The 20,667-nt window shown below is 71.1% G+C and carries 21 protein-coding genes, 1 tRNA gene and 1 pseudogene; 19 read left to right on the forward strand and 4 right to left on the reverse strand.

The window, feature by feature from the left end; translation table 11 throughout:
- Positions 1-59 precede the first annotated feature (59 nt).
- The 9 genes from ABZ876_RS21885 (at position 60) to ABZ876_RS21925 (ending at position 4,948) form a co-directional block, all read left to right on the forward strand.
- Positions 60-263, forward strand: a complete 204-nt coding sequence (locus tag ABZ876_RS21885) for a hypothetical protein (RefSeq protein WP_361783566.1) — start codon at positions 60-62, stop codon at positions 261-263.
- Positions 263-937, forward strand: coding sequence for a DUF2637 domain-containing protein (locus ABZ876_RS21890; protein ID WP_361783569.1), 675 nt, complete (start codon positions 263-265; stop codon positions 935-937). Before ABZ876_RS21885 ends, ABZ876_RS21890 begins: the two co-directional genes overlap by 1 nt.
- Before the next feature lie 20 nt (positions 938-957).
- Positions 958-1,152, forward strand: coding sequence for a hypothetical protein (locus ABZ876_RS21895; RefSeq protein WP_361783572.1), 195 nt, complete (start codon positions 958-960; stop codon positions 1,150-1,152).
- Position 1,153: 1 nt separating this feature from the next.
- Positions 1,154-1,345 carry a mobile element transfer protein gene (locus tag ABZ876_RS21900; RefSeq protein ID WP_361783575.1) on the forward strand — a complete coding sequence of 64 codons (192 nt, stop codon included), beginning with the start codon at positions 1,154-1,156 and terminating at the stop codon, positions 1,343-1,345.
- A gap of 13 nt (positions 1,346-1,358) precedes the next feature.
- Positions 1,359-1,514: a hypothetical protein gene (locus tag ABZ876_RS21905; RefSeq protein WP_361783578.1), complete on the forward strand. Its 156-nt coding sequence runs from the start codon at positions 1,359-1,361 to the stop codon at positions 1,512-1,514.
- Between the two features lie 24 nt (positions 1,515-1,538).
- Entirely contained in the window at positions 1,539-1,856 is a 318-nt protein-coding gene (locus ABZ876_RS21910; RefSeq protein ID WP_361783580.1) for a SpdD-like protein, read from the forward strand.
- Positions 1,857-1,983: 127 nt separating this feature from the next.
- Positions 1,984-3,351, forward strand: a complete 1,368-nt coding sequence (gene repSA / locus ABZ876_RS21915; protein WP_361783582.1) for a replication initiator protein RepSA — start codon at positions 1,984-1,986, stop codon at positions 3,349-3,351.
- Positions 3,348-3,548 carry a helix-turn-helix domain-containing protein gene (locus ABZ876_RS21920; protein ID WP_116129694.1) on the forward strand — a complete coding sequence of 67 codons (201 nt, stop codon included), beginning with the start codon at positions 3,348-3,350 and terminating at the stop codon, positions 3,546-3,548. The genes repSA and ABZ876_RS21920 overlap by 4 nt, the downstream gene beginning before the upstream one ends.
- Positions 3,548-4,948 carry a site-specific integrase gene (locus ABZ876_RS21925; protein WP_361783586.1) on the forward strand — a complete coding sequence of 467 codons (1,401 nt, stop codon included), beginning with the start codon at positions 3,548-3,550 and terminating at the stop codon, positions 4,946-4,948. The genes ABZ876_RS21920 and ABZ876_RS21925 overlap by 1 nt, the downstream gene beginning before the upstream one ends.
- Positions 4,949-5,129: 181 nt before the next feature.
- Here the strand turns inward: ABZ876_RS21925 and ABZ876_RS21930 are convergent.
- Positions 5,130-5,202: transfer RNA gene (locus ABZ876_RS21930), tRNA-Arg, on the reverse strand.
- A 304-nt stretch (positions 5,203-5,506) separates the two neighbouring features.
- On the opposite strand from ABZ876_RS21930, the gene ABZ876_RS21935 reads away from it, so the two are divergent.
- The 4 genes from ABZ876_RS21935 (at position 5,507) to ABZ876_RS21950 (ending at position 11,745) form a co-directional block, all read left to right on the forward strand.
- Positions 5,507-7,108 carry a dynamin family protein gene (locus ABZ876_RS21935; protein WP_361783589.1) on the forward strand — a complete coding sequence of 534 codons (1,602 nt, stop codon included), beginning with the start codon at positions 5,507-5,509 and terminating at the stop codon, positions 7,106-7,108.
- 170 nt (positions 7,109-7,278) lie between these two features.
- Positions 7,279-9,321 (forward strand): GTP-binding protein, encoded by a 2,043-nt coding sequence (locus ABZ876_RS21940; RefSeq protein ID WP_361783763.1) that lies wholly within the window; start codon positions 7,279-7,281, stop codon positions 9,319-9,321.
- A 254-nt stretch (positions 9,322-9,575) separates the two neighbouring features.
- A complete protein-coding gene (locus ABZ876_RS21945; protein ID WP_361783592.1) occupies positions 9,576-10,067 on the forward strand; it encodes a single-stranded DNA-binding protein in 492 nt (163 codons plus the stop codon).
- Between the two features lie 274 nt (positions 10,068-10,341).
- Entirely contained in the window at positions 10,342-11,745 is a 1,404-nt protein-coding gene (locus ABZ876_RS21950; RefSeq protein ID WP_361783595.1) for a thioester domain-containing protein, read from the forward strand.
- A gap of 164 nt (positions 11,746-11,909) precedes the next feature.
- Here the strand turns inward: ABZ876_RS21950 and ABZ876_RS21955 are convergent.
- Positions 11,910-12,161 (reverse strand): annotated as a pseudogene (locus tag ABZ876_RS21955) (toll/interleukin-1 receptor domain-containing protein); the annotation flags it as partial.
- Positions 12,162-12,285: 124 nt separating this feature from the next.
- On the opposite strand from ABZ876_RS21955, the gene ABZ876_RS21960 reads away from it, so the two are divergent.
- From ABZ876_RS21960 to ABZ876_RS21980, 5 genes are all read left to right on the forward strand, one after another.
- A complete protein-coding gene (locus ABZ876_RS21960) occupies positions 12,286-12,870 on the forward strand; it encodes a hypothetical protein (RefSeq protein ID WP_361783598.1) in 585 nt (194 codons plus the stop codon).
- Between the two features lie 98 nt (positions 12,871-12,968).
- A complete protein-coding gene (locus ABZ876_RS21965; RefSeq protein ID WP_361783601.1) occupies positions 12,969-13,784 on the forward strand; it encodes a hypothetical protein in 816 nt (271 codons plus the stop codon).
- Positions 13,785-14,629: 845 nt separating this feature from the next.
- Entirely contained in the window at positions 14,630-16,294 is a 1,665-nt protein-coding gene (gene ettA, locus ABZ876_RS21970) for an energy-dependent translational throttle protein EttA (RefSeq protein ID WP_361783604.1), read from the forward strand.
- Between the two features lie 6 nt (positions 16,295-16,300).
- Complete coding sequence (locus ABZ876_RS21975; protein ID WP_361783607.1) at positions 16,301-16,711, forward strand: thioesterase family protein; 411 nt, start codon at positions 16,301-16,303, stop codon at positions 16,709-16,711.
- Entirely contained in the window at positions 16,708-17,394 is a 687-nt protein-coding gene (locus tag ABZ876_RS21980; protein ID WP_361783610.1) for a hypothetical protein, read from the forward strand. Before ABZ876_RS21975 ends, ABZ876_RS21980 begins: the two co-directional genes overlap by 4 nt.
- A 175-nt stretch (positions 17,395-17,569) precedes the next feature.
- On the opposite strand, the gene ABZ876_RS21985 is transcribed toward ABZ876_RS21980, so the two are convergent.
- A complete protein-coding gene (locus tag ABZ876_RS21985) occupies positions 17,570-17,983 on the reverse strand; it encodes a globin (protein WP_361783613.1) in 414 nt (137 codons plus the stop codon).
- 108 nt (positions 17,984-18,091) lie between these two features.
- On the opposite strand from ABZ876_RS21985, the gene ABZ876_RS21990 reads away from it, so the two are divergent.
- Positions 18,092-19,072, forward strand: coding sequence for a methyltransferase domain-containing protein (locus ABZ876_RS21990; protein WP_361783616.1), 981 nt, complete (start codon positions 18,092-18,094; stop codon positions 19,070-19,072).
- 52 nt (positions 19,073-19,124) lie between these two features.
- Here ABZ876_RS21990 and ABZ876_RS21995 read toward each other — a convergent pair whose 3' ends face one another.
- Entirely contained in the window at positions 19,125-20,639 is a 1,515-nt protein-coding gene (locus tag ABZ876_RS21995) for an FHA domain-containing protein (RefSeq protein WP_361783619.1), read from the reverse strand.
- Positions 20,640-20,667 lie beyond the last annotated feature (28 nt).

The following is a 20,667-nucleotide window of genomic DNA, read 5'->3' on the forward strand; positions in this document are numbered from 1 at the left end:
GCGACCGCCTTCGCGCCAAGTCCCTACCCCCGCCGTGCCCAAAGAAGGGAGACCCCGCCGTGTGCCCCAACTGCGAGGACTTCGCCCGAACCGTGCTCCTCCTCGGTCAACTCGCCTTGTACGCCGACATGGCCGGCGCTGACCTCGACTTCGTGGAAGCCGTCAGCGCTTCCCTCGCCGTCTCGCTGCCCGAGCCGCCGCCCGACACGTTCCCGTCCGGCTACGACCCCGACGGCGGCCCCGCCTACCCCGGTGACTCCTGATGGCTGCCCGTCACGGGCTCCGTGTCGACGCGGTCCTGGTTCAGGCCGTCATCGCCGGTGCCCTGTCCTTCGCCCATCTGCACGATCTGGCCTCCGCTGCCGGTCAGAACGGGTGGAAGGCGTGGGCCTACCCGGTCAGTGTCGACCTGCTCCTGGTCGCTGCCTGGCGGCGCCTGCGCAGTGAGGGCCCGTCCCGGCTGGCCTGGTGCTGGTTCCTCGTCGCGCTGTTCGCCTCGCTCGGCGCCAACGTCGCCACCGCCGGCTTCCTCGACCTGGCCGACCCGCCCGCCCTGCTCCGCCTCGGCATTGCCGGATGGCCCGCGCTCGCCTTCCTCGGCGGAACGCTCCTCGCGCACTCGTCGGCTGCGGAGTCGGCGCCGGTGCCGCCGGCATCTGTCGCGGACGTGGAGGAGGCCGTGTCTCCGGTCGAGCAGCCGGTCCCGGACGTCGAACGCGCATCGGCAACTGAGCCGGTGCCCGAGCCTGACACGGCTCCCGCATCTCCGGCCCCGGCGTCCGCTCCTCCGGTCCCCTCCGTCCTGATCGACCACGCCCGGAAGGTCGCCGACGAGTACCGCGCCCGTACCGGTGCCCCGATCGACACAGACACCCTGCGCTCCCGCCTCGGCGTCCCGCCCCACCTCGCCGACGCCATCGCCGCCCACCTCACCTGATCAGCAAGAGAGGAAGACCAGTGACCCGCGACCCGGCCGGACTGACCGCCTCCGACTACCTCGACGGCGCCCGCGAGATGGCCGCCGCCAACCGGCCTTTCCTCGCCCACCTGCTCGCCGAGGAAGCCGCCCGCCTCACCGCCGACCCGGCCACCGCGGCCGGCATCCGCGCCAGCTTCCCCGCTCCGGCCACGACCCGAGAGGAGACCGACTGACATGCCCGCCCGCGACCACTTCCACTCCGTGATGCGCATCGGCCCGGTGCAGCTCGGCACGCACCGCGACCGCAACGGCCAGACCAAGCACGCCGCCGTGTGCAGCTCCGACGGCTGCGGCTGGTCCTCCGACTACTCCAGCCAGTCCGCGGCCCAGCTCGCCGCCCGCACCCACCGCTGCCGCGTCCGCTAGGAGACCCACCGCCATGCAGGTCCCGCTCTGGTTCGCCCTGCTCGTCATCGGCTACCTCGGCGTCAAACTCATCCGCCCGCCCGCCTGGCTTATCGCCGTACTCCTGCTCGGCGGCTTCCTCCTAGCCGACAGCGTCCTCGCCCCGGCCATCAACGCCCTCGTCAAGTAGCCCGCCCGCGAGAGGAGACCAGCCATGTTGCGCCCGAAGATCCCCACCATGCCGATGCCGACAGGCCTCGCCACCCCGCCCGCCGTCATCGAGCCGACCACCGTCACCCGGAACGCGGAGATCCCGCCGAGCGCCACGCCTACTCCGGCGCCGTCCCGGCCCACGATCCAGCTCACCCCCGGCACCGCGCTCGCCCTCGTCGGCGGCGGCACGGCCGTCGTCCTGGTCCTCGGCGCCGTCCTGGTCTCCCTGCTCCTGGCAGTCGCCGTCACCGGCGCCTCGGTCGCCGTCTGCGCGGTCGTCCTGCGCTCCCTGCTCGCCTCCGACGCCAAGCGTCGCTGACCGGCACCCGGGCGGCCTCGATACCGCCAAGCATCCGCCGCCCGGGCGCCGTCCCTGTCCGATCTCGCAACCGGAAGGAACCCCAAGCATGGCCCACCGCGCCTCACCCGCGACACCGAGTGCGCCCATGCCCGACACATTGCTCGACCCGATCACCCTCGGGGACGTGCTCCGGGTGGCCTCGGCCTCCGACTACGCACGCTGGGAGGACCAGATCCGCCGCACCGGCGGCTGCTCCGACCCGATCCACCTCACCGGCTGGGTCCTCCACAAGGACAAGACCAGCGGCGAGACCCTGCACCACTACTCCACCGAGAAGGAGCCTGGCGGACGCCTCCGCCTTGCCTGCGGCAACCGTCGCGCCTCCCGCTGCCCGTCCTGCGCCTGGACCTACGCGGGCGACACGTACCACCTGATCCGCGCTGGCCTGGCCGGGGACGACCGCCGCGACATCCCAGCCACCGTCCGCGATCACCCGCGCGTCTTCGCCACCCTCACGGCCCCCTCGTTCGGCCCGGTCCACAACCGCCCCGACCACGGCTCCTGCCGCTGCGGCACCCCGCACGCGCCCGACGCTCCGGAGCTGGGCACCGCCTTCGACCCGGACAGCTACGACTACGCGGGCGCCGTGCTGTTCAACAACCACGCCGGACAGCTCTGGCAGCGCTTCACCACCCGACTCCGCCGCGAACTCGCCGTCCGCGCCGGCCTGCCTCGCCGGGAACTCGCCGATCACCTTCGGGTCTCCTACGGCAAGGTCGCCGAGTTCCAGAAGCGCGGGGCTCTGCACTTCCATGCCGTCGTGCGCCTCGATGGCCCGGAGGGGCCGGGGACACCCCCGCCCGCGTGGGCCACGGTCGACCTCCTCACGGACGCCGTACGTGCCGCCGCAGCGCACTCGTACACGTCCGTCTCGGTCCCGGCCGCCGGTGACGAGCCCGCCCGTACCTTCCGCTGGGGCCGACAGCTCGACGTCCACCCGGTCAAGGCCTTCGGCGACGGCTCCGACATCACCGAACAGGCCGTCGCCTCGTACGTGGCCAAGTACGCGACCAAGGCCGCCGAGAACACCGGGACCCTCGACCGCCGTATCGGCGAACTCGCCGAACTCGACCGCCACCAGGTCCCGGACCACACTCGGCGCCTCATCACCGCGTGCCGCGACCTGGACAGCCTCTACCCCGACCGGCGCCTCTGGGCCTGGGCACACATGCTCGGTTTCCGCGGGCACTTCTCGTCCAAGTCGCGCACCTACTCCACCACCCTCGGCGCCCTCCGCCAGGAACGCGCCGACTACCGCGCCGCCCAGGAGGCATCCGTCCTCGGCCTCGACGACCGCGAGCCGGACACCGTCCTCGTCCTGGCCGACTGGCAGTACGCCGGCCACGGCCACACGCCGGGTGAGGCCGCCCTCGCCGCAACCATCGCCCGCGACCTCCAGACCAACCGCGAAACCGCCCGCGACGCCCTCCAGAACGAAGGGAGCACGGAATGACCACGGCCATCCGGTCACGACGCACCATGCTCACCCTGGCGGAGGTCTGCGAGGAACTGGCCATCTCCCGCTCGACCTTCTACGACTGGCGGGCCAAGCGCCGCGCGCCGCGCTGCATCAAGCTCCCGAACGGCGACCTCCGGATCCGGCGGAGCGACCTCGATCACTGGCTCGACGACTGCGAGGACGCAGCCTGATGGAGACGACGTACGACGTGAAGATCTACAAGATCCTCACCTACAAGGGCGCCCGGAAGACCACGTACACCGTGCGCTGGACTGTCGCAGACAAGCGCTGGCGTGAGCCCTTCAACACCGTCGCGCTCGCCGAGGGCTTCCGCTCAGAACTCATCCGGGCCACGGGCAAGGGCGAGGCCTTCGTCGTCGCCACGGGCCTCCCGGTGTCCCATCGTTCCAAGTCGGCCGCCATGAGCTGGTACAGGTTCGCCGTCGACTACGTGGACGCCCGTTGGCCTCAACTCGGCGGCAACAGCCGCAAGAACATCGCCAAGACCCTGACCGCGACCACCATCGCCCTGCTGCGGGCCAAGCCCACCCAGTTCGCCCCTGCGGCCGTACGCACCGCACTGCGTGAGTGGGCGTTCAACACGAACCGACGCCCGGACGCGCCCCGAGACGTGGTGGCCATCCTCAAATGGGTCGAGCGGAACTCCCTGCCCGTCTCGGCCTGGGAGGACCCGGAGAAGGTCGACCAGGTCCTGCGGGCCATCGACACCCGCCTCGACGGCAAGCAGGCGGCGGCCTGGTCCCGTAAGCGCAACCGCCGGATCCTCAACGTCGCCATGAAGTACGCGATCAGACGGCGCATCCTGCGGACCAACCCCCTGCCCAAGGGCAAGGATTCGACAGCGGCCACAAAGACGACGAATGCCGTCGACAAGCGGTCTTTGCTGAACCCGGAGCAGGCGGCGGCGATCCTCGACTGGATCCGGCGCCGGCCGCGCGGTGGCAAGCGGCTCCATGCCTTCTTCGCCACGCTGTACTACTGCGGCCCTCGGCCCGAGGAAGCCGTAGCCATGCGCGTGGAGGACGTCACCCTGCCCGAGCCCGACGCCGACGATCAGTGGTGCGAGCTGCTGATCCACACGGCGACTCCGGAGGTCGGCAAGCAGTGGACCAACACGGGAGAGATCCACGAGCAACGCGACCTGAAAGGCCGCGCGGAGGGTGAGACGCGCACTGTTCCCGGGCATCCGGCCCTGACGCGCATCCTGCGGCAGCACATCGAGGACGAACAGCTCCAGCCGGGTGATCTCCTCTTCCAGGGGGAGACCGGTGGCATCCTCGCCGGCTCCGTCATCCGCCGGGCGTGGCGCAGCGCGCGCAAAGCCGTACTGCCCCCGCATGTCTTCGAGTCGCCCACCGGACGGCGCGTGTACGACAACCGGAACACGCGCCTGACGAAGTGGCTCAACGACGGCATCCCGCCCGCTCAGGTGGCCGAGTGGGCCGGGAACAGCGTCGCCGTGCTCCTGTCGACCTACGCCCGCTGCGTCGACGGGCAGCTGCCGGATCTCAAACGGCGGCTGGAAGCCGCGGGTGACCTCCCGGAGGCGGAGGTGCCGGGCGCTGGCTGATCTTCCACCGGTCGAGAACTTCGACACGTATTCGACACGGCCACCCGCGAAAACCCGGTGACAGCCGGACAGCCCCGGACCGCGCCCTTGATCACCAAGGGGGTGTCCGGGGCTGACCCGTGTCGAGCGAAACGGTCTCTGACCAGCAAAAAGCCCTCCCAAGGGGAGGGCTGAGGGTGGGCGCCCCCGGCAGGACTCGAACCTGCGGCCAAGCGCTTAGAAGGCGCCTGCTCTATCCACTGAGCTACGGGGGCCGGTGCGGCCTGTCGTGGTGCCCGGGTGCGGGCTGATCCGTGACCTCGCCGGTGACAAGGATAGGGCTCCCGAGTCCTTGTCCCCGGTGCTTCCCCTCCGTGGCTCGATGTGGAGGTTCAGTGAAGCGGTCCTGATAATCGCAGGCAGGTGCGAATCGCGCATCGCTTTCGGCGTCTCACGCCCCGGGTGTTGTGCACTCGTTATGCCTGCGTCCCAGTCGCCCCTTCCATCCCATGTGTCCTGTCGGCGCGCAGACATCCTCATATGCTTCAGAAAGCCTTCAAAGTTGGGCATTCTTCGCATGTGGTGACCTTGGACGTACGGCCTCAGCTGCTCGACGCACTCTCCGCCCTGCGCGACCGTGTCGCCGCCGCACGCTTCCCGCTGCCCCTGGCGGGGGCTCCACGGGCGCGTGCCAACCGCGACGAACTCCTCGCACAGCTCGACGACTATGTGGTGCCCCGGCTGAGAGAGCCTGAAGCGCCGCTTCTGGCCGTCATCGGCGGATCGACCGGCGCCGGTAAGTCGACACTTGTTAACTCCCTGGTGGGCCGCAGGGTCAGCGAGGCGGGCGTGCTGCGGCCCACCACCCGTACGCCCGTACTCGTCTGCCACCCCGAGGACCACCACTGGTTCAGCGGGATGCGGGTCCTGCCCGATCTCACACGCGTGTGGGTGCCCCACCAGGAGGACGGCGACGATCTGGACTCCCTCGTCGGGCGCCAGGAGCAAGTGCTGCGCATCGAGACAGCCGACACGCTGCCGCGCGGGCTCGCCCTCCTCGACGCCCCCGACATCGACTCCCTGGTCGCCGACAACCGCGTACTCGCCGCCGAGCTGATCTGCGCCGCCGACATCTGGATCCTGGTCACCACCGCCGCCCGGTACGCCGACGCCGTGCCGTGGCACCTGCTGCGGACCGCCAAAGAGAACCGGGCGACCTTTGTCACCGTGCTGGACCGGGTTCCCCACCAGGTCGTGTCCGAGGTGTCACGGCAGTACGGCGCCCTGCTCACCAAGGCCGGACTCGGCGACGTCCCCCGCTTCACCGTGCCCGAGCTGCCCGAGTCCGCCTGGGGCGGTGGGCTGCTGCCCGCCACGGCCGTCGCACCGCTGCGCGCCTGGCTCACGCACCAGGTGCAGGATCCGGCCGCCCGGGAGGCGGCCACGGCGCGTACGGCGTACGGCGTCCTCGACTCGCTGAGGACCCGCATGCCCGCGCTGGCCGGGGCGGCAGCCGCCCAGTACGCCGCCGCGCTGCGGCTGACGGCCGCCGTCGACACGGCGTACGACAGCGAGTACGCGCGCGTGCGGAGCCGACTGCAAGCGGGGGCCGTCCTGGCCGGCGAGGCCATGACACGGTGGCGCGGCTACCCCCTGGACTGCACCCCGGGGGAACTGCTGGACGCCCTCGTGGAGAGCCTGGGCGCACTGCTGCTGTGCGCCGTCACAGCCGCCGACGAACGCATCGACGAGGCATGGCGGCACGAGCCCGCCGCAGACGTCCCCGGGCTGACCCCTCACGATCCGACCCTGGACAGCGCCGAGCATCGCATCGGCATGACCGTACGGCGCTGGCGGCGCGTCCTCGAGGAGTACGCCGAGGAGTCGGTCCGCGGACTCGACACCGCCCCGGAGGCCGAATCGGTGGCCGCGCTCGTCGCCACCGAGCTGCTCGGCGGCCGCCGAGCCAAGGCGGCGGGGGAGGGGCTCGCCGAGCGGATCGGGGCCCAGGCGGCGATCCGGCTGCGCGACCGTGCCGCCCGACTGCTCTCCGAGTACGTGGACCGGGCGCTGCGCGCCGAACGCGAGCGCCGTATCGCCCCTCTCGACGCCCTCGACATCCAGGCCGAGCCCCAGGCCGAACTCATCGCCGCGCTGTCCGTACTGCAGAAGGAGAGGTGACCGCGGTGACTGCCGTCACTGGCCACACGGATCACGCCGAGCGCCCCGAGGGGCCCGGGGGACCGGGACAGTCCGAGCACTCCAAGCACCCACCGCATTTCCAGCACCCAAATCCCTTCGATCACCCATCTCACTTGTCTCAGTCATCTCACTTGTCTCACCCAGATCACCTGCCTCACTCAGATCACCCACCCCACCTACTCCACTCCAATCACTCAGCTCACGCTGATCCCTCTGGGCGCTCTGAGCGGCTCTCGGAGGGGGACGAGGTCGCCGACGAGACCGCGGATGAGCGCGTGGGCGAGCGGGTGGGTGAGCGGGTGGGCGAGCGCGTGGACAAGGGTGCCGATGAGGGCGAGGACAGGGGCGCGAACCCGGTGACCCGGGGCGGCGCCCCGGCGGTCCGGCCCCAGGAGAAGGTCCCGCACGCACGCGTGGAGGACGGGGCCCGGTACGCACGCGTGTGGCGCGAGGACCCGGCGGAGGATTCCGGTCCCGGCGACGCCTGGGACGACGGGCTGATCGCCAGGCGCGTGCCCGAGACGGGCCCTTGCGGACCGCAGGCGGCCACGGTCGTCGAGCCCCGCGGCACGACCGAACGGCAGCCGGCACCACTCGCGTACGACGGGGCGTTGAGGTCGAGGCTGGACGCGCTGCGCGAGCTGGTGGGTCTCTCGCGGACCCGGGTGGACGGCGACACGCTCGCCGAGGCGGGCCGTGTCCTGGACGAGGCGGCCGCGCGCCGCAGGCTCTCCGGGGAGCACACCGTGGTGGCCATCGCGGGTGCCACCGGCAGCGGCAAGTCGACGCTCTTCAACGCCCTCGCCGGTGTGAACCTTTCGGCGGCCGGGGTGCGCCGGCCCACCACCGCCATGCCGGTCGTGTGCAGCTGGAGCGACGGCGCGTCCGCCCTCATCGACCGGCTCGGCGTCCCCGGGCGGCTGCGCCGGCGGCCCCCGCAGAGCCCCGACGGCGAGTCCGAGCTGAGCGGACTCGTCCTGGTGGACCTGCCCGACCACGACTCCGCGGCCGTGGAGCACCGGGAGCAGGTCGACCGAGTCCTCGCGCTCGTCGACGCCGTCATCTGGGTCGTCGACCCCGAGAAGTACGCCGACGCCGTCCTCCACGAGCGCTATCTGCGGCCTCTCGCGGGGCACGCCGAGGTCATGTTCGTCGTCCTCAACCAGGTCGACCGGCTGCCGGGGGAGGCCGCAGAGCAGGTTCTCGACGATCTACGACGGCTGCTGGACGGGGACGGGATCGCACTGGGCGAGTACGGCGAGCCGGGCACCAGCGTGCTCGCGGTCTCCGCGCTCACCGGGGAGGGCGTCGACGAACTTCGGGAGGTACTCGGGCAGTTCGTCGCCGAGCGAGGTGCGGCCGCGCGCCGTGTCTCCGCGGATGTGGACGCGGCCGTGGCCCGGTTGCGGCCCCTGTACGGGACCGGCCGGGGCACCGGGCTCAGCGAGGAGGCGCGCGAGGAGTTCGCGGGGCGGCTCGCGGACGCGGTGGGTGCGTCGGCCGCGGGCGAGGCCGCCGAACGTGCGTGGCTGCGCAATGCCAACCGCGCGTGCGGCACGCCCTGGCTGCGGCTGTGGCGGTGGTCCCGGGAGCGGCGGCAGCCCGCCACGGCCCGGCTGTCGCCGCCCGTGACGGCGGACAAGGAGACGACCGCACGGCAGAGCGTCGAGCAGGCGGTACGGACGGTGGCTGACCGGGCTGCGGCCGGGCTGCCCGCGCCCTGGGCCCAGTCGGTTCGCGAGACGGCGGCACGGGGTGCGCGCGGGCTGCCCGAGGCGCTGGACGAGCTCGCCGTGAGCGCCGCCGCGTCGCCCGGACGGCCGCCCAGGCCCGGGTGGTGGCCGGCCGCCGTATTGGCCCAGCTGTGCATGACCCTCCTCCAAGTTCTCGGCTGCCTGTGGCTGTTGACGCAGGTGGTGGGGTTGGTGACGCCCCACCTCGGGGTCCCGGCGCTGCTGCTGACGGCAGGCATCGTGGGAGGTCCCGCCATCGAGTGGGGCTGCCGGATGGCGGCGCGCGGGCCCGCCCGCAGATACGGACGCGATGCGGAGCGGCGGCTGAGGGACGCGGCGGCCGGGTGCGGGCGGGCCCGGGTGCTGGATCCAGTGGCGGCGGAGCTGCTGCGGTACCGGGAGGTGCGCGAGCAGTACGTGAAGGCGGCGGGAACCGGGGCGGCGCCACGACTGGGCTGAGGGCCCGGACACGCAGGGCGGAGGTGCTCGTTCGAGTGGCGGAGTTTTCCACAACCGGGGGACGGTCCACAGCGCTCGGCGGACTCGGGCCGACGGAGGCAGTCTGATCTCGCGACGACCGCAGCGAACGCGGTCGTCGCACCGGCGGCGGCAGTCCACAGGGCATGGCCGCCGCGCAGACGCAGCCGTACGGGAGGGGCCCGTACGCGTTCCGTCCCCGGCGCGGTCGACCGGGGCGAGGGAGGGGTTTTCGCATGAACGAGACGACGGTGTGCGTGGTCGGCAACGTGGCCACCCAGCCGGTGTACCGGGAGTCGCCGGCGGGTCCCACGGCCCGCTTCCGGCTGGCTGTGACGGCACGGTATCTGGACCGTGAGAAGAACGCCTGGACGGACGGGCACACGAACTTCTTCACGGTGTGGACCCGGCGCTCCCTGGCCACGAACGTCGCCGCGTCCGTGGCCGTGGGCGATCCGCTCGTCGTGCAGGGGCGGCTGAAGGTGCGCACCGAGCAGCGGGACGGGCAGGGATGGCTGTCGGCGGACCTCGACGCGGTGGCCATCGGCCACGACCTGTCACGCGGCACCTCGGCCTTCCGGCGGTCCTCCAGGCCCGAGACGCAGACCGGGCCGGCACCGCAGCCGGAGCCCAACTGGGAGACAGGGCCGCCGAGTCGGCCCGAGCAGCCGGACCAGTCGGAAGACGGAACTCGCCAACAACCGGATCTGACAGTCAGTGTGACGTGATGTCAGCGATTCTTCGTCCCGACCTGACTGAACTGCCGCCAATCGCCGCGTAAGTCGTCGGATACCCGAACAGTCCTCATGGATATGGCAATGAGCGCAGCTCACAGCCTGTGTGTGCGATAACGATTCCGAGTCGGATCGGTTGTCGGACGCCATCATCGGGGAGAGGGCTGCGTCGCGTCCTTAGGATGCCGAGCGTAGCTCCAGGGGCTTCCGATGCTGCTGGTGGGACCGCGCCCCCCACGCCAATGGGTCCTGCTCGAAGGGAAATTCTGTGTTTTCTTCGCTCTCTGCGCCATCGGCGCACAGGCGAGGGGCCGCCCGCCTCGCCGCCGCGACGCTGGTGTCCGGACTCGTCTCGGGCGGGCTGCTGGCCACCGCGGGGATGGCGGCCGCCGACGGGACGCCGCAGAGCGAAGGGGGCGCGACCGCGACCCTGGGCGGCCTGAAGACGTACGGGGCCGCCGTCGTCCACGACGGTGGCAGCGACGTGCAGGTGTCCGCAGGACTGTTCGAGATGTCCGTCGACAACGGCGGCACGCTCCAGACCTACGGAATAGACATCCACAACCCCGCGCAGAAAGAGGCCAAGTACCACGAGACGTCCTGGAGCGGCACGTCCCTGAACGGCAACAGGAACGCCGGCAAGATCCGCTGGATTCTGAGCCACTCCTATCCGCAGGTCAACAACCTGGCCGCGCTGGCGGCCGAGGCCGGTGCCAAGGGACTCACCGAGCAGGACGCGGCGGCGGGCACTCAGGTGGCGATCTGGCGCTACTCGGACGGGGCCGACGTGGACGCGTCCGATCCGCAGGCGGAGAAGCTCGCGGACTACCTGGAGAAGCACGCGCGGAGCGTGCCGGAGCCCACCACGTCCCTGACCCTCTACCCACCCGCCGTCCCGGGCCACCCCGGTGAGCGAATCGGCCCGGTCACGGTCCACACGAACGCGGACAGCGTGACCGTGACCCCACCGCCGGACGCTGCGGGCGCGGGAGTGAAGATCGTCGACAAGGACGGCAAGCAGGTCATCTCCGCGACCGACGGCGGCAGGCTCTACTTCCAGGTGCCGAAGAAGGCGCAGGACGGTTCGGCCGATCTCACCGTGCAGGCGTCGACCACTGTGCCGGTCGGCAGGGCCTTCACCTCCGACAGCCGCAGCCAGACCCAGATACTCGCCGGCTCCAGCGAGTCGACCGTCTCTGCGACGGCCACGGCGACCTGGGCCGCCAAGGGCGCGATACCCGCGCTGTCGGCCGAGAAGAACTGCACCGAGGGCGGCCTGGACATCACCGCGGTCAACAAGGGCGACGCGGCGTTCACGTTCGAGCTGATGGGGGAAGAGCACACCATCCCTGCGGGACGAGGCCAGACGGTGACGATCCTGTTGCAGGAGGACCAGGCGTACGACTTCGCGATCAAGGGTCCCGGCGGTCGGCAGAAGTGGTTCAAGGGTGTCCTCGACTGCAAGACCGAGAGCGGCGCGGGTGGCCTGAGAACGCAGACGCTCAGTGAACCCAGCCCCGCGACGGTGGGCGGTACGGCCGAGGACACCAATCTCGCCGAAACGGGCAGCACCAGCGTGACCCCCTTCATCGCGGGCACGGCGATAGCCCTGGTCGTCATCGGCGGCGCGGCTCTGGTCCTGATCCGCAAGAAGACCCCCACCCAGGACTGAGGCGGAGGACACCGCCGGGTCAGCGGCGCTTCCGCCGGGTCTGGCGTTGCCCTGCTTTGCGTGAGGCCAGCAGCTTCTGGGCTTCGTGCGGTTTGCCCGCGGCATTCAGCGCCCTGACGAGGGTCTGGGTCACGGCGTCGGTGTACCGGATGAGGATCGTCGGCGGCCGCGAGGGGTTCGATCGTCAGAGGGATCAACCGCTCGCGACGGGCGACGACCGAGGTCCACTCCTCACGGGTCCACCGAGCGCGGTCGAAGCAGTTGTCGGAGGACAGCGCCACCACCGCGGTGGCACGCTCCAGGGCGTCGTTCATCCGCGCGACGAAGTTGTCGCCGGCCCGCCAGTCCCACACGTCCAGTTCCACACGCTGGCCGGCGTCCCGCAGATGCCACGCCACCCACTCCGCCCAGGCCTGGTCCGGCCCGGCCTAACTGACGAAGACCGACTCCGTTGCTGCGGCCATCCCTGCCCCCCACTGCCCTGAACGTCATCCCTGACATGACGCCGTACCCATGATCCGCCCTATACGGTGGCCAAGGGTGCGAATCGTCGAGATCGCACCGGCCAGGGCGAGGGGGAGCGACATGGTGCGGGCGCCGAAGAGCGTGGATGTGAAGCTGAACCTGCGCGTGCTGGAGATCTCCGGCACATGGGAGCCGAACGACGCCGAGCGGCGGGCCGCCTGGGAGCTGTACGTCGAGCTGGTGACCCGCGTCTCGGTGGTGCCGCTGCGGGAGAACGACGGGCTCCTGCGAGAAGCCCTGAGCAGCCTGTACTCCCTGTTCGTCACGACCCGGGAGGTGCTGCGCACCTACGGCCCCGAGGTCGCCGAGCCCAAGAGGAACGGCCAGTACAACTTCGGCTATCTGGCCGTCGCCATGCTCAACTACGGCCTCCGCCCGCTGCTGGCCGACTGGCATCCCACCCTGGAGGACTGGGAGGCCCGCCGCCCCACCGACCGCTCACGCCGCGACCACGAACAGGCCTGGGACCGCGCCGGCGAACTGCGCACGGCGCTGCGTGACACCCGGGGCATCCTCACCGCCTACGCCGACCTCCTCGCCGGCGCCTGCGGCGTCCCCAACCTCCTTGCGGCCGTCCCGGCGGCAGAGCCCGCGCCCTGAACCGCTCGGCGGCGGACACGGCCACAGCCGCGCGGATAGTGATCATGCCGTGACCCGGCCGTACTTCGCTCGGTAGGCCTGATCACTACGGTTTCACCGTGCCGATGAACCATGATGTGCCCAGGGGTCACGACGGGCCGGACGACGACAAGTGGAACGTGGTGCTCGACGAGGACTTCGTCCGGAGCGCCACCGTGAGGGAAGCCCCTGCTCCCGCTCGTAAGCGGGTATGGCCCTGGTATGCCGCGCTGGTTGTCGTGGTAGCCGCAGCCGCCTTCCTCGTTCTGGGGTACAAGGGTTCGCCGTCCGACGAAGCCGCCGCGCCCAAGCCGACGGCTTCGGCCCCCGCGTCGACGGCTTCGGCCCCCGCGTCCCGAGTCCCGGCGAAGTCCACTGGCTCGGTCCGGCCGGTGATCCCGCTGGCCGATGCGTTCCCGGCTCATGTGTCGGCAGGTACCGGCGGAACCTTCACCAAGCTGGGCGCGGCCGTGCTGAAGTCCTGCACCGAGCCCGATTCGGTGGGACCGTCCCTGGCCGCCGACATAACCGCCGGCAAGGGGTGCGTCGGTGAGGAGATCGCCCTCTACAAGGACGCGCACAACAACCAGTTCAACCTGGCCGTTTTCACGATGAAGGACCCTCAGGACACGGTGAAGCTGGTGACCCGGCTGTCCATGGCCTTTGACGACTACGAGGTGGCTGCGCAGGCTCCGCCGCCCGGCTCCGGCCTGCCGACGCTGCCGGCCGACAGCGGAATGGTGCAGTCCTTCACCGGGCAGGGCCGGGCGATGGTGGTGGGGCTGGCCCAGTGGTCGGACGGCCGAACCCGCGACTACCAGCAACTCGTCGACCGTCTGACACCGTTGCTCGAGAAGGTCTCGAAGAACGTCGCCCGCTACGAGACCGCGGGCTGACCGCCGCCGCTGTCCGCCCAAGACCGCACATGCGAACCCCCGGGTCATGACGATGAACCCGAACAAGCAAGGCTTCGAGGGGCCGGAGGTCCCAGCAGGGAACTCGCTCTTGGCGGCGACTGTGGTCACCTGTCACGATCAGGCGTGGTCAACCTTGCGAAGGTCACGAGATGGATGGACCTCCTCCACGACGTGATGGGCCTGGCGGCAGGCGCAATGCTGCTGGCGGTCGGACTCAGAACCCACCGCCACGGAGGATCTGTGGGCTGGCTCATTGCGGGAGCGGCAGCGCTGATCTTGAGCAGCCTCTTGGTAGCTCGGCGCCGGCTCGCTCGGCGCAGGAAAGCGACTGCACAACCGTAAAGATCGCCACTACCGCATACGCGACCTACCGAACCGAGAGCTCTGGAGCCGTCAGCACGGGCCGGCGATCGCAGCTTCGGGCCGACGACAAACCGTCGGCAGCGTGACTGAGGCCGGCGGGGGCGCTGACTGTACGAGGTGCTGTGCTGTGGCTGGTGGGTGAGCACCTCGCTGCCGGTGCGCCCGTCCCGGCCTTGCCCGGGGAGGCGAACCAGCGGCTGGGCCGGGTGATCAGCACGTTGGATGACTCGCTGGGCAGGGCCCGGCCTGCCCAGTGGCGGATCGCTGGCCCGCCCCTGGGCCGTCCGAGGCCCCCCGAGACCGACCAACGGCGACCGACACTGACAGGCGAGCCACAGCCGCCGTCAGCGAAACCCCAGGTCAGAGCCCCCCGACCTAACGGGTTTCCGCTCTGGGGTGGCGGTCAGGCAAGATGGGGTGTATCTGCCCACTGCCAGATTCAAGCTGCCGGACGGTTTCTCTTGGCTGAGTTCATTTACACCATGCGCAAGGCGCGCAAAGCGCACGGCGACAAGGTGATCCTCGACGACGTCACCCTGAGCTTCCTGCCGGGTGCGAAGATCGGCGTCGTCGGCCCGAACGGCGCCGGTAAGTCGACCGTCCTCAAGATCATGGCCGGTCTTGAGCAGCCGTCGAACGGTGACGCCTTCCTCACGCCCGGCTACACCGTCGGCATCCTCCTCCAGGAGCCCCCGCTGAACGAGGAGAAGACCGTCCTGGAGAACGTCCAGGAGGGTGTCGCCGAGATCAAGGGCAAGCTCGACCGGTTCAACGAGATCGCCGAGCAGATGGCGGTCGAGTACACCGACGAGCTGATGGAGGAGATGGGCAGGCTCCAGGAGGACCTCGACCACGCCAACGCGTGGGACCTGGACTCCCAGCTGGAGCAGGCCATGGACGCCCTGGGCTGCCCGGCCGGCGACTGGCCCGTCACCAACCTCTCCGGTGGTGAGCGCCGCCGTGTCGCGCTGTGCAAGCTGCTGCTGGAGCAGCCCGACCTGCTGCTGCTCGACGAGCCCACCAACCACCTCGACGCCGAGTCCGTGAACTGGCTGGAGCAGCACCTGGCCAAGTACGAGGGCACCGTCGTGGCGGTCACCCACGACCGCTACTTCCTGGACAACGTCGCCGGATGGATCTGCGAGGTGGACCGCGGCCGCCTCCACGGCTACGAGGGCAACTACTCCAAGTACCTGGAGACCAAGGCCACCCGCCTCAAGGTCGAGGGGCAGAAGGACGCCAAGCGGCAGAAGCGCCTCAAGGACGAGCTGGAGTGGGTCCGCTCCAACGCCAAGGGGCGGCAGGCCAAGTCCAAGGCGCGTCTGGCCCGCTACGAGGAGATGGCCGCCGAGGCCGACAAGATGCGGAAGCTGGACTTCGAGGAGATCCAGATCCCGCCGGGCCCGCGTCTGGGCAACGTCGTCGTCGAGGTGGACAAGCTGAACAAGGCCTTCGGGGAGAAGGTCCTCGTCGACGGCCTCAGCTTCACCCTGCCGCGCAACGGCATCGTCGGTGTCATCGGTCCGAACGGCGCGGGCAAGACCACGCTGTTCAAGATGATCCAGGGTCTGGAGACGCCCGACGCCGGTTCGATCAAGGTCGGCGAGACCGTCAAGATCTCGTACGTCGACCAGAGCCGCGAGAACATCGACCCGAAGAAGACGCTGTGGGAGGTCGTGTCCGACGGGCTCGACTACATCAACGTCGGACAGGTCGAGATGCCGTCGCGCGCGTATGTGTCCGCGTTCGGCTTCAAGGGCCCGGACCAGCAGAAGCCGGCCGGGGTGCTCTCCGGTGGCGAGCGCAACCGCCTCAACCTGGCGCTCACCCTGAAGCAGGGCGGCAACCTGCTGCTCCTCGACGAGCCGACCAACGACCTGGACGTCGAGACGCTCTCCTCGCTGGAGAACGCGCTGCTGGAGTTCCCGGGCTGCGCCGTGGTCGTCTCCCACGACCGGTGGTTCCTCGACCGTGTCGCCACGCACATCCTCGCCTACGAGGGTCAGTCGAAGTGGTTCTGGTTCGAGGGCAACTTCGAGTCGTACGAGAAGAACAAGATCGAGCGGCTCGGCCCGGACGCGGCCCGTCCGCACCGTGCCACCTACAAGAAGCTGACCCGGGGCTGATCGATCTTGCGGTACCTCTACCGCTGCCCGCTGCGCTGGGCGGACATGGACGCATACGGCCACGTCAACAACGCGGTGTTCCTCCGCTACCTGGAGGAGGCCCGTATCGACTTCCTGCGTCGCCCGGACAAGCAGTTCCAGCAGGGGTCCGTGGTGGCGCGCCACGAGATCGACTACAAGCGGCAGCTGGTCCACCGGCATGAGCCGGTGGACATCGAGCTGTGGGTCACGGAGGTCAAGGCCGCGTCCTTCACCATCGCCTACGAGGTGAAGGACCCGGACCAGATCTATGTCCGGGCCTCCACCGTGGTCGTGCCGTTCGACTTCGAACGGCAGCGGCCGCGCCGGATCACCGAGGACGAACGCGAGTTCCTCCTCGGGTACCTGGACGACAAGGAGGAGGCCGTCGCCGCATGACGGTGCTCCAGCTCGCCGACGATGTGGAGGCGGCGGATCTCGCCGCCTTCCTGGCTCGGCTGCTCCGCTACGACCGCGGCGCCGCGGTGCGCCTTCAGGCGACCGGGACGACGCTGGCCGTGTTCGGGCGGCCGCCGTCGTTCGAGGTGCTCGTGGTCCGTGCGGTGAGGCTCGCCAAGCCGTACGAGAACGGGCTGGACGACGGACTCGACGTCACGGTCTCGGCCGGGCAACTCCTGGAGTCCGTCGACGAGTCGGCGGCCATGGCCGCCGTGCCGGCCGCCGTCACCGGACCGCCGTGGGCCGGGGTGCTTCCGCCGCGCGGCGGGTGGCAGCCGGTGCTCGGACTGCCGGCGCCCGACGCACTGCGGGCGACCGTGGCCGCGGCGGTGGCCGAATTCCGGTCCCGTACGGAGGAGTTGGCGCCCTCGCAGCGCACGCGCACCGCACTCGACCGGGTCGGCCGGGACATCTGGTCCCGCACGGTGGGGGACACCGGCCTCCCGGTTCGGGCCGTGCACGCGGCGCAGTCACTCGGCTTTCTGCGGCCCGCCCCGCGGGCGCCCGGCGACGAACCGCCGGCCCTGTTCTCGTCGGGCGCGTGGCTCAGGCTGCGCACGCCCTACGGATCGGTCGCCGTGCGCCGGGCGGGACTGGGCACCCTGGACGTCAGCGTCCGCTGACGGCGCCCCGGACGTACGGCGGCCCCGGACGGAGGGCGTACCAGAGTCGACGTCCGCTGACGGGCGCCTCACCCCGGTCTGTTCCGCGTCGAGGACGGGGCGCCTCACCCCGGTCTGTTCCGCGTCGAGGACGGGGCGCCTCACCCCGGTCTGTTCCCATTGACGACGGGGCGCCTCACTCCGGCGTGTTCACCATCGACGCCGCCGCGTACGTCAGATAGTTCCACAGCGCCGTCGTGTGCTCCTCGGACAGGCCGAGTTCGTCGACGGCGACGCGCATATGCCCGAGCCAGGCGTCGTGGGCGGCCTGGTTCACGGTGAACGGCGCGTGGCGCATCCGCAGACGGGGGTGGCCGCGGTTGTCGCTGTACGTCCTCGGGCCGCCCCAGTACTGGATCAGGAACAGGGTGAGGCGCTCCTCGGCCGGCCCGAGGTCCTCCTCCGGGTACATGGGCCGCAGGACCGGGTCCCCGGCCACCCCCTCGTAGAAACGGTGGACGAGCCGGCGGAAGGTCTCCTCCCCGCCGACCTGCTCGTAGAAGGTCTGCTCCTGAAGCGTGCCGCGCCGAATCTCTCTCACACGCTCCATGGTCTCAGACGCGGCGACCGAGGTCTGAAGGCTTAGGTCCGGCGGGAGCTCCGGCCTGCGGCACGGGGCATGTTCGCCTCCGGCCGCCTTCCGCAGCACAGTGGAGGCATGGCCACGCATGCCCTCGATCCCGCTCTGGAGGACCTCGCCGCCTCGGTGCGGGCCGAACTCGTACGGGAGATCGACGCAAGCGGAGCCTGGGCCGCCGACCCCGTCTGGCGGGAGGCGTTCCAGGCGGTGCCGCGCCATCTGTTCGTGCCGTACTACTACCTCGGCGTCATGGGGGGCTACGAGCGCAGAGGGTGCGACGCCCCCGACGCGCCGGGCCGGGAGGAGTGGCTGCGCGGCGCGTACGAGGACGCCCCGCTGGCCACCCGGGTGCGCGAGGGGGAGCTGCTCTCCTCCAGCAGCCAGCCGTCCCTGATGGCGCAGATGCTGGCCGAGCTGGAGGTGGAGGACGGCAACGCCGTCCTGGAGATCGGCGCCGGAACCGGATACAACGCGGCGCTGCTCTCCCATCGCCTCGGTGACGGCCTGGTCACCACCGTCGACCTCGACCCGGAGATCACCGAGACCGCCCGCCGGCATCTGGCGGACGCGGGGTACCACCCGACCGTGGTCGCGGGCGACGGCGCGCGGGGCGTACCGGAGCGCGCCCCCTTCGACCGGATCATCGCCACCTGCACGCTGGACACGATCCCGGACGCCTGGCTGGCGCAGTGCCGTCCGGGTGCGCGCATCCTCGCGCCGTTCGCGACCGGTCTGGTCGTTCTGCGGGTGTGGAACCCCGGGCAGGCCCAGGGGCGTTTTCTGCACACGCCCGCCTACTTCGTGCCGCTGCGCGGCGGCAGCCGGTCCGAGCCGGAGCCGCAGGATCTCGGTGCACTGCCGCGCCGGACCCGCGGCGACGATCGGTTCCGGTTCCTGCTGGCCCTGACGCGGCACAGCCTCGCCCCGGAGGAGGCGTACGCGCTGTGGGAGCGCGAGGGGCAGCCCGCGCGGGACCGGTTCGGGATCACGGTCAGCGGTGGCCGCTCCCGCGCCTGGCTGGACGACCCGGAGGGGCCGTACGCCTGGCCGTTGCCGTGAAGGGAGGCGGCACACCACGGCCGCGTGCGCGCACGCGGCCGTGGTGCCCGGTTCAGCCCCGGCGGATGGTGATCGTCGTCCAGGCGCCCACGTGCACCCGGTCCCCGTCCTGGAGGGGCACCGGCACGTACGGCTGGATGGGCTCCTCGGCGCCGTTGACCGTCGTGCCGTTCGTGGAGTTCTGGTCGACGACGGCCCAGGAGCCGTCCGGCTGCTGGACCAGCAGCGCGTGCTGGTGCGAGACGCCCGGGTCCTCCGGCGGCACCGACAGGTCGATGTCGGGGGTGTCGCCGGTGGAGTGACGGCGACGGCCGATCGTGACCTGGCTGCCGGTGAGGGTGCGCTGCTGCTCCGGGGAGTACGCCGGCAGGTTCAGGCCCGCGGCCTCGGGGCCGGAGCGGTGCATCATCGCCATGAAGTACTCACGGTCCGGACCGATGGTGGCGGTCCAGGTCACCGGCTGCTGCTCGTAGGGGCGCGGCGGGGCCTGGGCGGAGCCGGGCTGCGGGTAGCCGTAGCCACCGCCCTGGCCGCCGGGGGCGGGGGAGGACGACGGCGGGGAGATCACCCAGTCGTCGTCACCGCCGCCGAAGGACGGACCGCCGGACTGCGGCGGAGCGGGCGACGGGAAGCCCTGCGTCGGCGGCGGGGCAGACTGGCCGGGCCGCTGGAACGCGGTGGGCGCCCCGCCCTGCTGGTACGCGCCGGGACCTCCGGGCCCCCCGGGACCTCCGGGACCCATGGGCCCACCAGGACCCCCGGACGTAGGCGCGGGCGGCGGCGGAACCGTACGCGACGGATCCGCACCGAACGGAGACGGCCGCGAGGGATCCCCACCGAACGGAGACGGCCGCGAGGGGTCGTTTCCGAAGTCGGACGGGCGTGAAGGGTCGTTTCCGAAGTCGGACGGGCGTGAAGGGCCGTTTCCGAAGTCGGACGGGCGTGAAGGGTCGTTTCCGAAGTCGGACGGGCGCGAGGGGTCGTTTCCGAAGTCGGACGGGCGCGAGGGGCCGTTTCCGAAGTCGGACGGGCGCGAGGGGTCGTTGCCGAAGCCGGACGGGCGCGAGGCGTCGGGGCCGAAGCCCGTCGGCCCGGACGGCTCACTGCCGAACGGCGGGCTCGGCGGTATCGGCTCCGCGGGCCGGTTCACCTGCGACGGCCGGGACCTCTCGTAGCCGAACGGGTCGGCCCCGGGCCCTGTCTGCCCGCCCTGCTGGAAGCGCACCGCCGGGTTCGGCGCCGGCGGGCGCGGTGCGGCGGGGGTGTACGAGGTCGCCGTGTTGGTCAGGAAATTCCACCGGCACTCCTCGCAGAAGGGGGCGCCGCCTTCGCGGGGCGTACGGCACTGCGGGCAGAGTTCCGGCTCGCGGTCCGGGACGGCGGACGGCGGACGTCCCGCGGGCCGGCCTCCCGCTCCGGGGGGCGGGGGCGAACCCGGCGGCGGATAGCCGTAACCGGTGGCGGGCGGCGGTGGAGGCGGCGGGGGTACGGCACCGGCCATACGGTGACCGCAGACCTCGCACCAGTCGTCGGATCCCGACTGGTGTCCGTTCGGGCAGGTCGGCATGTCGGCGCTTCCCCCTCTCCTTCTCCGG

The sequence above is a fragment of the Streptomyces sp. NPDC046931 genome (assembly GCF_040644655.1).
Lineage (GTDB): Bacteria > Actinomycetota > Actinomycetes > Streptomycetales > Streptomycetaceae > Streptomyces.

Bases quoted from the DNA above. Each gene is read 5' to 3' on its own strand.
- ABZ876_RS21890 (WP_361783569.1), top strand. From the start codon at position 263: ATGGCTGCCCGTCACGGGCTCCGTGTCGACGCGGTCCTGGTTCAGGCC.
- ABZ876_RS21900 (WP_361783575.1), top strand. From the start codon at position 1,154: ATGCCCGCCCGCGACCACTTCCACTCCGTGATGCGCATCGGCCCGGTG.
- ABZ876_RS21905 (WP_361783578.1), top strand. From the start codon at position 1,359: ATGCAGGTCCCGCTCTGGTTCGCCCTGCTCGTCATCGGCTACCTCGGC.
- ABZ876_RS21910 (WP_361783580.1), top strand. From the start codon at position 1,539: ATGTTGCGCCCGAAGATCCCCACCATGCCGATGCCGACAGGCCTCGCC.
- repSA (WP_361783582.1), top strand. From the start codon at position 1,984: ATGCCCGACACATTGCTCGACCCGATCACCCTCGGGGACGTGCTCCGG.
- ABZ876_RS21920 (WP_116129694.1), top strand. From the start codon at position 3,348: ATGACCACGGCCATCCGGTCACGACGCACCATGCTCACCCTGGCGGAG.
- ABZ876_RS21925 (WP_361783586.1), top strand. From the start codon at position 3,548: ATGGAGACGACGTACGACGTGAAGATCTACAAGATCCTCACCTACAAG.
- ABZ876_RS21945 (WP_361783592.1), top strand. From the start codon at position 9,576: ATGAACGAGACGACGGTGTGCGTGGTCGGCAACGTGGCCACCCAGCCG.
- ABZ876_RS21980 (WP_361783610.1), top strand. From the start codon at position 16,708: ATGACGGTGCTCCAGCTCGCCGACGATGTGGAGGCGGCGGATCTCGCC.
- ABZ876_RS21985 (WP_361783613.1), bottom strand. From the start codon at position 17,983: ATGGAGCGTGTGAGAGAGATTCGGCGCGGCACGCTTCAGGAGCAGACC.
- ABZ876_RS21990 (WP_361783616.1), top strand. From the start codon at position 18,092: ATGGCCACGCATGCCCTCGATCCCGCTCTGGAGGACCTCGCCGCCTCG.
- ABZ876_RS21995 (WP_361783619.1), bottom strand. From the start codon at position 20,639: ATGCCGACCTGCCCGAACGGACACCAGTCGGGATCCGACGACTGGTGC.